This is a genomic window from Paraburkholderia phenazinium (assembly GCF_900141745.1).
Lineage (GTDB): Bacteria > Pseudomonadota > Gammaproteobacteria > Burkholderiales > Burkholderiaceae > Paraburkholderia > Paraburkholderia phenazinium_B.
This window is the reverse complement of the sequence record NZ_FSRM01000001.1, coordinates 2376680-2389036: the sequence shown is the minus strand read 5'-3', so window position 1 is coordinate 2389036 and position 12357 is coordinate 2376680. Positions and strand designations below refer to the sequence as shown.

Annotated in this window: 9 protein-coding genes; 6 read left to right on the top strand and 3 right to left on the bottom strand. The window is 64.1% G+C overall.

What is annotated here, in order from left to right; translation table 11 throughout:
• Nucleotides 1-154: 154 nt before the first annotated feature.
• Entirely contained in the window at nucleotides 155-1000 is an 846-nt protein-coding gene (locus tag BUS06_RS10900) for an alpha/beta fold hydrolase (RefSeq protein ID WP_074264272.1), read from the top strand.
• Nucleotides 1001-1123: 123 nt separating this feature from the next.
• Here the strand turns inward: BUS06_RS10900 and BUS06_RS10895 are convergent, their stop codons facing one another.
• From BUS06_RS10895 to BUS06_RS10885, 3 genes are all read right to left on the bottom strand, one after another.
• On the bottom strand, nucleotides 1124-2353 hold the full coding sequence (locus BUS06_RS10895; protein ID WP_074264271.1) for a cell division protein ZipA C-terminal FtsZ-binding domain-containing protein: 1230 nt from the start codon (nucleotides 2351-2353) through the stop codon (nucleotides 1124-1126).
• A gap of 97 nt (nucleotides 2354-2450) precedes the next feature.
• On the bottom strand, nucleotides 2451-5969 hold the full coding sequence (smc, locus tag BUS06_RS10890) for a chromosome segregation protein SMC (protein ID WP_074266028.1): 3519 nt from the start codon (nucleotides 5967-5969) through the stop codon (nucleotides 2451-2453).
• Between the two features lie 148 nt (nucleotides 5970-6117).
• On the bottom strand, nucleotides 6118-7047 hold the full coding sequence (locus BUS06_RS10885; protein WP_074264270.1) for a DMT family transporter: 930 nt from the start codon (nucleotides 7045-7047) through the stop codon (nucleotides 6118-6120).
• Nucleotides 7048-7504: 457 nt separating this feature from the next.
• Between BUS06_RS10885 and dapC the strand changes: the two genes are divergently transcribed.
• The 5 genes from dapC (at nucleotide 7505) to prmB (ending at nucleotide 12236) form a co-directional block, all read left to right on the top strand.
• Nucleotides 7505-8722, top strand: coding sequence for a succinyldiaminopimelate transaminase (gene dapC, locus BUS06_RS10880; protein WP_074264269.1), 1218 nt, complete (start codon nucleotides 7505-7507; stop codon nucleotides 8720-8722).
• Nucleotides 8723-8787: 65 nt separating this feature from the next.
• A complete protein-coding gene (dapD, locus tag BUS06_RS10875) occupies nucleotides 8788-9615 on the top strand; it encodes a 2,3,4,5-tetrahydropyridine-2,6-dicarboxylate N-succinyltransferase (protein ID WP_074264268.1) in 828 nt (275 codons plus the stop codon).
• On the top strand, nucleotides 9615-9980 hold the full coding sequence (locus BUS06_RS10870) for an ArsC family reductase (protein WP_074264267.1): 366 nt from the start codon (nucleotides 9615-9617) through the stop codon (nucleotides 9978-9980). The genes dapD and BUS06_RS10870 overlap by 1 nt, the downstream gene beginning before the upstream one ends.
• Before the next feature lie 195 nt (nucleotides 9981-10175).
• On the top strand, nucleotides 10176-11315 hold the full coding sequence (dapE, locus tag BUS06_RS10865; protein ID WP_074266027.1) for a succinyl-diaminopimelate desuccinylase: 1140 nt from the start codon (nucleotides 10176-10178) through the stop codon (nucleotides 11313-11315).
• A 36-nt stretch (nucleotides 11316-11351) separates the two neighbouring features.
• Entirely contained in the window at nucleotides 11352-12236 is an 885-nt protein-coding gene (gene prmB / locus BUS06_RS10860; RefSeq protein WP_074264266.1) for a 50S ribosomal protein L3 N(5)-glutamine methyltransferase, read from the top strand.
• The last annotated feature ends 121 nt before the right edge of the window (nucleotides 12237-12357 follow it).

Genomic DNA, 12357 nt, shown 5'->3' with positions numbered 1-12357 from the left:
CGGATGGCCAGTTTCGTACGCCGCCTCACCGATCGTGGGCTAGCCCTGGCCAGACGGCTAACGTGCGCTGTGTTGCATTGACACTCGCGGAGCGGAATGCGACTGTAAGCGCATGAGCCACATGCCGCTCTGGCATATCCACCGAAGGACAACCATGACGGGTTTTACTGTGATCAGACGTGGTCTCGGGCGGCTGGCCTCGTTCGCCATGTCGCTTTGCATTGCGCTGTGCGTCTGGCACGCCGCGCCCGCGTGCGCGCTCGAACAGGTCGTCACCGTCCCTCTAGCGGACAGCGCGACGATCTCATACCTGCTAACGCAAAAGGACGACAGTCACCCCGACTGGGTTCTCGTCATGTTCGCGGGCGGCGACGGGGCATTGCAACTGGCACAGGCGAGCGACGGCACTATCAGGCTGGGTCTGAAGAAAAACTTCCTCGTGCGAGCGCGCACCTTGCTGGTCGACGACCGCTTTGCCACTGCACTGGTCGATACGCCGTCCGATCAGCCTGGCGGCTACTCCGACAGCTTCCGCGCGTCGCCGCGCCATGCACAGGACCTCGCGCGTGTCGCGGCCGACCTGCGCACGCGCTTTCCGCAGGCGAAACTCGTGCTCGTCGGCACAAGTCGGGGGACGATTTCTTCGGCGTTTGTCGGCCGGGCGCTGCCCGATACCTGGGACGCGGTCGTCCATACCTCGACGCTAAGCAGTCCAGCACGTGGTCAGGCGCTACCGCTGGCCGGCTTCAACTACGGCGAGATCCACGCTCGCCAGCTCTTCGTGCATCACGAAGACGACGGCTGCTATCTCTGTTCGTTCAGTGCAGCGAAGCGTATCGCGGACGATGGTCATGATTTCATCGCTGTCAGCGGCGGAAACGCACGCGGCAACCCGTGCGAGGCAATGGGCCATCACGGTTTCAATGGACAGGATGAAGCGGTGGTCGCCGCGATCAAGGCTTGGATCAGCGGCGGCGCATGGTCGAAGGAGGTCGACTGAAGCAGGGTGCGCGCGACGCTGGCGAGATCGGCATACGCAGCTTTTATCGTGGCGTCGAAGGGGCGCCGGCACAGTCGAGGCGCCTATTATTGCGCGAGCCCCGCTGCCGCAACCGCCAACAGTTTACTGGCTAAACAACCGCCTCGTGGCCGGCGAACCCGCCGGAATCCCAGCTTGCTCCAGCTTGGCGTACAGCGTCATCAACTGCTTCTCAATCGCCAGCAACGACGTTTCCGGCAGCGGACGGCGCCCATCGTCCACCACCCGGCCGCCAATCCGCTCCGACAGCGACTTCGCGTAGTCGCACATCAGCCGGAACGGCAGGATGTCTTCATCGGCCACCGGCACGTCGAGCACCAGCGTGATCATCTGGCCGCCCTTGTATGTGAGGTCGTCGCGCAGGAAGTTGGTATCGCCGAACTGCAGCATGAACACCGGGCTTTGCCGGGCGTCGAGCTTGACGAAACGCGTGCCGTCGCGCGAAAGCAGCAGGCCGTCCTGCGAAGCCACGGCCTGCACATAGTTCGCCGACCACGGCGCCCCGTCCGACAGCACGTTGATCGACAGTTGCGCATCGCATTGGGCGGCGAAACCGTCCAGCTCGCGTGCCATCGCCACCGTTTCCATCATGTCGGGGAATTCGGGAGCCGCGTCGATGGCATCGGCAAACTGCTGCACGCCCGTGACGAACTCGGAAAACTCCAGTTCGTTCAGCGGACCACTGCGGTTGGCCAGTTGCGCGGCTGCACGCAGTTCTTCGTAGCGCACGCCGTTCTGCAGCAGTTCCCATGCGCCGCCGCCTTCCGGCTTGCCCTCAATATGCACCGGCTTGCTGCCCGCACGGCGCAGACGTTGCGCAAGCGGAATCACCTTGTCGCCTGCCAGCGGACCGGCGAGACGAATCGGCACGATGCAATCAATGCGCCGATCCACGATCGCAGGCGGTGCAGAAGAGATCGTCGTCGCGGCCGGCATAATCGGCTCAGAGGGCTCGTCGGCACCAGTGGGCACGTCCTCGCTTTGCGGCTCGGGGAAACCATTCGGCGTAGTCGTCTCGGCCTGGATATCCGCGGGGGTGTCGAGCGGCGGCGCCGTGCCGAAGGTAGGTTCGACGCGCGACCCGGTATCGGTCGCGTCATCCGACACGGGCTCGCGGCGAGTGGTCGGCCGGGCCGGTTCGATGAACGGGCTTTGTTCTTCCTGGTCTTCCCGTGCAAAGGCCTCGGCAGTATCGGCCGGCATCGGCCGCGGCATCCGGCGGCGCACCTTCGCGCCTTGCCATGCGTTGTAGACCACCACGCCCCCGACCACCACGGCACCCGCGCCGATCAAACCGAGTGTCAACTCGTCCATGCATGCTCCATCAGCAATTCTTCTGTTTGCGCGGCGTCTGAGCCTGCGCCGCGCGGCAAGCTTGCCGCAGCGGGGGCGCAGGCTCGCGCCGTCCGTATCAAACGATATTCTGGGCGAAACCGGCGGCCGTTTCCATGTCGACCGCGACGATCCGCGACACACCCTGCTCCTGCATCGTCACGCCGATCAGTTGCTGGGCCATTTCCATCGCGATCTTGTTGTGCGAGATGAACAGGAACTGGGTCTTGTCCGACATCGCGCGCACCAGATTGGCAAAGCGCTCCGTGTTGGCGTCGTCGAGCGGCGCGTCCACTTCGTCGAGCAGACAGAACGGCGCCGGATTCAACTGGAACATCGCGAACACGAGTGCCGTCGCGGTCAGCGCTTTCTCGCCGCCCGACAGCAAGTGAATCGTCGAGTTCTTCTTGCCCGGCGGTTGCGCCATGACCTGCACGCCGGCGTCGAGGATTTCGTCGCCAGTCATGATCAGCTTGGCCTGGCCGCCGCCGAACAGACGCGGGAACAGTTCGCCGAAATGCAGGTTGACCTGATCGAAGGTGCCCTGCAGCAGCGTGCGGGTTTCCTGATCGATCTTGTGAATCGCGTCTTCCAGCGTTTCGATTGCGCTGTTCAGGTCAGCCGACTGCGCATCGAGGAAGCTCTTGCGCTCGGTAGCGGCCTTCAGTTCGTCGAGCGCGGCCATATTCACCGGACCCAGCGCAGCGATCGCGTTGTTCAGCCGCGTGACTTCGCCTTGCAGGTAGGAGGGCTTCATGTCCGGTGTCAACCTGGCCTGCAATTCGGCCTCGTCGACACCTGCTGCGGCGAGCTGTTCGATGAACTGCTCGGCGTTCAAGCGCGCGGCCTGTTCCTTCAACTGCAGCTCGGTAATGCGGTCGCGCAGCGGCTGCAGCGCCCGTTCTGCCGTGAGACGCGTCTCGTCGGCAGCGCGCAGCTTGGCGGTCAGGTCGTCCAACTCAAGCCGCGCGGCATGCAGCGCCTCTTCCTTGACCGCCCGGATCTCCAGCGCGCCTTGCAGACCCGTATGCGCGGTCTGCTCATTAATCGTTTCGAGTTCGGCCCGCGCGTCTTCGAGCGATGCGGCAACCCGTTCGCTCTGTTCGTGCGCCACCTGAATGCTGCGCTTCAGTTCGTCGATGCGGTTCGCCATATTGCGCGCGGCAAAGCGTGCATCGGTGGCAGCCCGATCAAGATCGCGAGACTGCGCTCGCGCAGCCGTCAGTTCTTCATCGAGTGCTTCGAAGGCCAACTGGTTGTCTTCGAAGCGCGCCTGCAATTCGGCCAGTTCGGCGTCGTGACGTTCGAAGTTCGCTTCCGACTCGCCGCGCAAGGCGCGCTGCTCGTCGATCTGTGCGGTGATCTCTTCGAGCTCTTCGCGAATCTGCGTGCTGCGCTGCATGTAGCGCTCATGCGCCTGGGTGAGCTTCAGCACATCCATCTGCAGCGCGTGCACGCGCTGGGTCGCGCGCTCGGCCTGCTGGCGCACGTCCGTCAAGGTTTGCGATGCCTGCGTGTGAGCCGCCTCGGCGCGAATCGCCGCCGTCTTGGCTTCGTCCGCGAGCAGCCCCTGGGCGCGCACCTGGCGCGTCAGATTTTCGATTTCCTGCTGACGGGCCAGCATGCCGGCCTGCTCGGAATCGGCAGCATAGAGTTGCACGCCGACGCGCGTCACCACATGGCCCGCCTTGACGACGAACGAGCCGCCTTCCGGCAATTGCGAACGCAGCGAGAGCGCCTGGGCAAGATCGTCGGCGACAAAAGCGAGACCCAGCCAGTCGTTCAACACCGCGCGCAGGCCCGCGTCGTCAATGCGCACCAGCGACAGCAGCGGCCGCAAGGCAGGCGGCGTCGTGACCGGCGCTCCAGCTGCCGGCGGTGCGTAAAAGGCGAGCTTGGCGGGCGGCGCATCGGTCGCGAAGGCCTTGACCCAGTCGAGATTCGACACTTCCAGCGCGGCGAGACGCTCGCGCAACACCGATTCCAGCGCGGTTTCCCAGCCTGCTTCAACGTGCAGCTTCTTCCAAAGGCGTGGCAAACCGTTCAGCTCATGCTTCTCGAGCCACGGCTGGATCTTGCCTTCGGTCTGGACGTTTTCCTGCAACTGCTTGAGCGCAGCAAGGCGCGCGTCGAGCTGATGAATCTGCGCCGTTTCCGACTGCACGCGCTCCTGGGCGCTGCGCCGTTCGCCGTCGAGGCGCGGCAGCGTTTCCTGGGCATCGGCGAGGCGCGCCTGGGCGTCGTTAAGAATCTCTTCGTGCTCGGCCAACTGCATGCGCAGCTCTTCGAGCTGGGTTTCGTCCGGCGCGTCGAGACCGCCCGCTTCCAGCTTCAACCGCTCATGACGCTGCTGCAACTGCTGCAGCTGCTGGTCGGCATTGCGCTGATGCGCGGCCTCCAGCTTGAGCGCCTGCTCGGTCTGTGCAATGCCACCGCGCTCTTCGTTCAGCTGCGTCTGCGCATCGCGCCAACGGGCTTCGAGAGCGGGCATCGCGTCGTGCTTCGCAGCAGCTTCGTCTTCGGCAAGCGCGGCCTTTTCTTCCGCCACCGCCAGTTGTTCCGCAGCGTCTTCGAGGTCGTCCTGGGCCTTCTGGGCCTGCGACTGCCACTGCTCGCGCTGCGCGTTCAGCGCGGCGATCTGCGCCTGGACGCGGTTGCGCGATTCGACGATGAACTTGATCTCGGCCTCGAGCCGGCTCACTTCGGCGTTCGCCTCGTAGAGTGCGCCTTGCGCACCCTGCATCGCATCGCTCGCCGAATAGTGCGCCACACGCAGCGTTTCCAGCTGCGCTTCGACTTCGCGCAGCTTCGCGGTTTGGGCTTCGAGGTCGATCTGCGCCTGTTCGATGGCGCGTTGCTGGCGTTCCTGTTCGCCGCCGGCTTCGTTCTTGCGCAGCAGCCACAAGAGGCGCTGCTTCATTTCGCCGTCGGCCTGCAGTTCCTTGAACTTCGTCGCGACAACTGCCTGACCTTCGAGCTTTTCGAGGTTCGTGCCGAGTTCACGGACGATGTCTTCCACCCGCGTCAGATTCTCACGCGTGTCGTGCAGACGGCTCTCGGTCTCGCGGCGGCGTTCCTTGTACTTCGAGACGCCCGCGGCTTCCTCCAGGAACACGCGCAGTTCTTCAGGCTTCGCCTCGATCAGGCGCGCAATCATGCCCTGCCCGATGATGGCGTACGCCCGCGGCCCGAGACCGGTGCCGAGGAAGATGTCCTGGATGTCGCGGCGGCGCGCCGGCAGGTTGTTGATGTAGTAGCTCGAAGTGCCGTCGCGTGTCAGCACGCGCTTGACGGCGATTTCGGCATACTGCCCCCACTGGCCGGCGGCACGGCCGTCGGCGTTGTCGAACACGAGTTCGACGCTGGCGCGGCTGCCCGGCTTGCGCGCAGTAGAGCCGTTGAAGATCACGTCCTGCATCGACTCGCCGCGCAGCTCGGAAGCGCGCGATTCGCCGAGCACCCAGCGCACGGCGTCGATGATGTTGGACTTGCCGCAACCATTGGGACCGACCACGCCGACAAGCTGGCCCGGAACCTGGAAATGCGTGGGATCGACGAATGACTTGAAGCCAGCGAGTTTGATCGAGGTCAGACGCACGGCGATATCGCTGATTGAAAAGGGAAAATAAAGGTGGATCGCAAGGGCCGCGCGTGCCGTTCCCAGCCACTGCGAAACGACCCACACGAACCCCGCGATACGGGCGCCGCGCACGCCCGGCAAGGCGCGCGACGGCAAGCAGGGGCAATCATACCATCGCGCGTGAGCGGTCCTGGCGCTTAGGGTCGAGCTTAGTGCGATGCACCCAACTCGACAACGCCGACGCCAGCACGATGCACGCGCCGCCCGCCCATTCGCGCGGCCCGGGGGTCTCGCCGGCAAAGAGCCATGCAGACAGCGCCGTCACCACGATTTCGAACAGCATGATGATCGATGCGCGGTTCGCCGGGATGCGCGCCATGCCGTATTGCACCAGCATGTTATTGGACGCCAACAGGAAACCGAGGCCCAGCACCAGCAAGGCCGCCACGCCCAGGTGCGCGCCGGTGGGCGGCGCGGGCATCGCCTCGAATAACGACGCGCAGGCGCTGAAGATGGCAGCGCCGCCAAAAATCGTCGCGGTGCGCATTTCCGCCTTCATCCCGGGCAGCACACGGCTCGTCTTGAGAATCAACACATTGCTCATGGCAAAGCCCATGCCCCCGGCGAGGCCACCCCATTCAGCCAGATTCGCCGGCACCGGCAAACCCAGTTGGGGCGACCACAGCATGGTCATCGCGCCCGCCAGCGACAGCGCCGCGAGCGCGGCACCGGTCCACGTCAGGCGTTCATGCAGGATGAAATGTGCGAACAGCGCGGTCCATGCTGGGGTGAGGTAGAAGAGCAGCAGCACGCGCATGACCTGGCCGTGGATCGAACCCCAGACGAAACCGAGGTTCGTGACACCGGCGGCCAGCGCTAGTGCGGGCAGCAGCCAATGCCAGCGGACTGTGCGGATGGCGCGGTGGCGTACCAGCAGCACGAACAGGCAGCCGGCGCCGCTTGTGAGCGCGCTGGCGGCCGTGCCGGTCACTCCCAGCGAAGCCAGCATGCGCAGCGGGTACCAGATCATGCCCCAAACGGACGCGCCCAGCATGATGGCGAGCGCCGGCCAACTCGTGCGAATCCAGTTGCTCATCGCGCGGCGCTCCTGCTTCTGCTCGCGCTCGGGTTCTGGCGTGGGTCGTTCGAGCACTGAACGGCGGCGGCCGGACGTCCTGCAAGACCCGATCTGTCCTCCACCGGGAACTGCCTTGCCACCTGGGCCGTCACCTGACCTGCCGCCTCGTCCGTTGGCTGACCTGCCGCTTGAGCTGTCACCCGAACTGCCGCCTGAACTACCACCTGCATTCTGTCTCCCAGTATCTATTTACGCGGCCGTCTGAGGTGGGCCGCTTCGCCAGTAGTCTTCGCACGCGGCGCCCGAGTGATCCAGCGGGGCCAGCCAGGCGCCAGGCCCGTCGCACCACGCTATAATCACCGATCCGCCGCCTGTGCCGTCATTTCACCGTCCCGATCGATGCGACGATGATTGCCGCCGCCGCGCGTGCCCCTCACCTGTCTCCGCCCGTTTTCGATCAGGCTCGATCCGCCAAGTGAACCCGCTACTCGACACCCTCCAGTCCTATCCGTTCGAAAAGCTGCGTCTGCTTTTCAAGGACGTCACGCCGCCAGCCAATCTCTCGCACATCAGCTTCGGCATTGGCGAACCGAAACATCCGACCCCGGCGCTGATCCGCGACGCGGTGATCGCTTCGCTCGGCGGCCTGGCGGTGTATCCGGCCACGCTCGGTTCACCGGCGTTGCGCGAGTCGATTGCGAACTGGATCACGAAGCGCTACAACCTGCCGCCCGTCGATCCGGCCACTGAAGTGCTGCCGGTTGCCGGCTCCCGCGAGGCGTTGTTTGCGCTCGCGCAGACCGTGATCGACCCGAAGCGAAACGCAGCGGGCGAGCCCGCGATCGTACTCTGCCCGAACCCGTTCTACCAGATCTACGAAGGCGCAGCTTTGCTGGCCGGCGCGCAGCCGTATTTCGTCAACAGCGATCCGGCCCGCAATTTCGCCTGTGATTATTCGGCCGTGCCAGCCGACATCTGGGCACGCACGCAACTGCTCTACGTCTGTTCGCCGGGCAACCCGACCGGCGCGGTGCTGACGCTCGAGGACTGGCGCGAACTGTTTGCACTGTCCGACCGTTATGGCTTCGTGATTGCCTCCGACGAGTGCTACTCGGAAATCTATTTCGACGAAGCCAAACCGCCGCTTGGCGCGCTCGAGGCAGCGCACAAGCTGGGCCGCGGCTTCGAGCGCATCGTGATGCTCTCGAGCCTGTCGAAGCGCTCTAACGTGCCGGGCATGCGCTCGGGCTTCGTCGCCGGCGACGCGGCGATCCTCAAGCAGTTCCTGCTATACCGGACATACCACGGCGCCGCCTTGTCGACCGTGTACCAGACTGCGAGTATCGCGGCCTGGAACGACGAGACGCATGTGCGCGAGAACCGCGCGAAATACGTGCAGAAATTTGCCACCGTTACGCCGATGATTGCCGACGTGCTCGACGTGCGCCTGCCCGATGCCGCCTTCTACCTGTGGTGCAATGTAGCGCGCACTGGCCTGACGGATACCGAGTTCGCCCAGCGTCTCTACGCCGACTATAATGTGACGGTTCTGCCGGGCTCGTACCTCGCGCGCACTGCGCACGACACGAACCCCGGCCGCAATTTCGTGCGCCTCGCGCTGGTCGCCGATGTCGACGAGTGCACCGAAGGCGCGCAGCGGATCGTCGATTTTTGCCATGCGCTCGCGCGCTAAACGCGCCCGGCATGCAGCCCCTCTTCCTCAGACTTCAACTCTTTAATCCTCGATAAGCCACGAATATGTCGCAACAACTTCAGCAGATCATCGATACCGCCTGGGAAAACCGCGCAGACCTGTCGCCGAAAGCCGCCCCCGCCGACGTGCGTGAGGCCGTCGCACACGCCATCGAGCAACTCGACAAGGGTCTGCTGCGCGTCGCCGAAAAGAAAAACGGCGAATGGGTCGTCAATCAATGGCTGAAGAAAGCGGTGCTGCTGTCGTTCCGTCTGGAAGACAACGCGCCGATGCCGGCTGGTGGCTACTCCCAGTTCTACGACAAGGTGCCCTCGAAGTTTGCGAACTACACCGCTGAAGACTTCGCCGCCGGCGGCTTCCGCGTGGTGCCGCCCGCCATCGCACGCCGTGGCTCGTTCATCGCGAAGAACGTCGTGCTGATGCCGTCGTACACCAACATTGGCGCATACGTCGACGAAGGGACGATGGTCGATACGTGGGCCACCGTCGGCTCGTGTGCGCAGATCGGCAAGAACGTTCACCTGTCGGGTGGCGTGGGCATCGGCGGCGTGCTGGAGCCGCTGCAGGCCAACCCGGTCATCATCGAAGACAACTGCTTTATCGGCGCACGCTCGGAAGTCGTGGAAGGCGTGATCGTCGAAGAAAACTCGGTGATCTCGATGGGCGTGTACCTCGGCCAGAGCACCAAGATTTACGACCGCGAAACTGGCGAAGTCACGTATGGCCGCATCCCGGCAGGTTCGGTGGTGGTGGCCGGCAACCTGCCGTCGAAGGACGGCTCGCATAGCCTGTACTGCGCGGTGATCGTCAAGAAGGTCGACGCGAAAACGCGCGCCAAGGTCGGTCTCAACGAGTTGCTGCGAGGCGATTGATGGCACGCGCCAACAAGACTGTGGTCTACGGCATCCCGAACTGCGACACCGTGAAGAAAGCCCGCGTGTGGCTGGAAGAGCACGGCGTCGAGTTCGAGTTTCACGATTTCAAGAAGGCCGGCGTCACCGCACCGCTCGTGCAGGACTGGCTCAAAGACGTCAAGCTCGACGCCTTGCTGAACCGGCGCGGTACGACATGGCGTGGTCTGTCGGACGACATGAAGGTCGCCGCGGACACGGAGCCGGGCGCGATTGCGTTGATGATCCACAAGCCTTCGGTGATCAAGCGGCCGGTGGTCGTGGTCAACGGGCGGGTCAAGACGCTCGGTTTTTCTGCGGAAGAGTACGAGACGTTGTTCGGCTGAACACCGATCCTGATCGCGTTACCCGCTTCGCCGGGCACGCGCCGGAATCGGTCGGTCAAGAAACGCGTTGAACACGATGCCTGTGGCGGGTGGTAGTAATGGCCCAGGCGTCGCGTGCACAAGAAGCTGTTGCCGGCTGCGGCGATTCACTCGCAGCCGGCATTTTTTCATTTCAAAGTGGCTAGTACTGAATCCATGTCCGGCACCCTTGCCCTTACCGAACAACTGATCGCGCGCGCCTCCGTTACGCCCGACGACCAGCATTGCCAGCGCATCCTGATCGAGCGCCTCGCGGCGCTCGGCTTCGAGTGCGAGACCATCGAATCGCATGGCGTGACGAACCTCTGGGCTGTCAAACGCGGCGTCGACGGCACGCGCGGCAAGCTGCTCGTGTTCGCCGGCCACACCGACGTGGTGCCAACCGGCCCTCTCGAACAATGGAGCTCGCCGCCCTTCGAGCCGACCCATCGCGACGGCATGCTCTACGGACGCGGTGCGGCTGACATGAAGACCTCGATTGCAGGCTTCGTGGTGGCAAGCGAAGAGTTCGTGGCGGCGCATCCGGCGCATCGCGGCTCGATCGCGCTTCTGATTACGAGCGACGAGGAAGGTCCCGCCACCGACGGCACCGTGAAGGTCGTCGAAGCGCTGAAGGAGCGTGGCGAGCGACTCGACTACTGCATCGTGGGCGAGCCGACTTCGAGCGCACAGTTCGGCGACATGGTGAAGAACGGCCGGCGCGGCTCGATGTCCGGCAAGCTCACGGTCAAAGGTGTGCAAGGTCATATCGCCTATCCGCATCTGGCGAAGAACCCCGTGCATCTGCTGGCGCCCGCGCTGGCGGAACTGGTGGCCGAGCGCTGGGACGACGGCAACGAATACTTCCCGCCCACCACATGGCAGGTGTCGAACATCCACAGCGGCACGGGCGCGAGCAACGTGATTCCGGGCCACGCGGAGGTAATGTTCAACTTCCGTTTTTCGACAGCGAGCACGGTTGAAGGGCTGCAAAGCCGCGTGCACGCCATCCTCGACAAACACGGTCTCGAATACGATCTGCAATGGTCGGTGAGCGGTCTGCCGTTCCTGACACCGCGCGGCGACCTGTCGAACGCACTCGCCAAGGCAATCAAGGACGAAACCGGCGTAAGCACCGAACTGTCGACCACGGGTGGCACCTCCGACGGCCGTTTCATTGCCCGCATCTGCGAACAGGTGGTCGAGTTCGGCCCGCTGAACGCCACCATCCACAAGATCGACGAGCATATCGACGTCTCCCATATCGAGCCGCTCAAGAACGTGTACCGGCGCGTACTCGAACAACTGATCGCTTAAGCCGCTTAACCCAGGCCCGCCAAGGACACCCCCGCGATGACGCTCCCGTTTTCCACCGTCCGCGATCTGCTGCGTTTCGCAGTGACGCGCTTTAACCAGGCCGAACTGTCGTTCGGCCACGTGTCGGCCAACGCTTACGACGAAGCCGCCTACCTCGTGCTGCACTCGCTGCATCTGCCGCTGGATCTGCTCGAGCCGTTTCTCGACGCAAAACTGACCGCGGCGGAAATCGACGCCGTGTTGAGCGTGATCGAGCGCCGTGCCGCCGAACGCGTGCCGGCCGCGTACATCACGCAGGAAGCGTGGATGCATGGTTTCCGTTTCCACGTGGACGAACGCGTGATCGTGCCGCGCTCGTTCATCGGAGAACTGCTGCAGGACGGCTTGCAGCCGTATGTCGAAGATCCCGAGCAGGTCGGCGCGGTGCTTGAGTTGTGCACCGGTTCCGGGTGCCTCGCGATTCTCGCCGCGCATGCATTCCCGAACGCCGATATCGACGCCGTCGATCTGTCGAAGCCGGCGCTGGAAGTGGCGACGCGCAATGTCGACGAGTACAAGCTCGACGATCGCATTGCCCTGTTTGAAGGCGACCTGTTCGAACCGTTGCCTGAGCGCCGCTACGATGTGATCATCGCCAATCCGCCGTACGTCAACGCGGAGTCCATGGCGACGCTGCCGGCCGAGTACCGGCATGAACCGGAGATGGCGCTGGCGGGCGGCGCGGACGGCATGGACATCGTGCGCCGGATTATTGGCGAGGCACGCAACTGGCTGACCGAGGATGGCGTGCTGGTGATCGAGATCGGCAACGAGCGCGCGAATGTGGAAGCGGCGTTTGGCGGCCTCGACCTCGTCTGGCTGTCGACCAGCGCCGGAGACGACAACGTGTTTCTCATTCAGGCGGCTGATCTGCCGGGGTAATTTGCCCGGAACAGCAAAGAATCCACCTAACCCGACCGCAAGGCGAACGGGTTCGGTAAGATGAGCGCGATCGACTTCCCTGCCCTCATGCCGAACCATCGGGAAGCGCATAAAAATTCTC

Bases quoted from the DNA above. Each gene is read 5' to 3' on its own strand.
- BUS06_RS10870 (WP_074264267.1), top strand. From the start codon at position 9,615: ATGGCACGCGCCAACAAGACTGTGGTCTACGGCATCCCGAACTGCGAC.
- BUS06_RS10885 (WP_074264270.1), bottom strand. From the start codon at position 7,047: ATGAGCAACTGGATTCGCACGAGTTGGCCGGCGCTCGCCATCATGCTG.
- dapE (WP_074266027.1), top strand. From the start codon at position 10,176: ATGTCCGGCACCCTTGCCCTTACCGAACAACTGATCGCGCGCGCCTCC.
- BUS06_RS10895 (WP_074264271.1), bottom strand. From the start codon at position 2,353: ATGGACGAGTTGACACTCGGTTTGATCGGCGCGGGTGCCGTGGTGGTC.
- BUS06_RS10900 (WP_074264272.1), top strand. From the start codon at position 155: ATGACGGGTTTTACTGTGATCAGACGTGGTCTCGGGCGGCTGGCCTCG.
- dapD (WP_074264268.1), top strand. From the start codon at position 8,788: ATGTCGCAACAACTTCAGCAGATCATCGATACCGCCTGGGAAAACCGC.
- prmB (WP_074264266.1), top strand. From the start codon at position 11,352: ATGACGCTCCCGTTTTCCACCGTCCGCGATCTGCTGCGTTTCGCAGTG.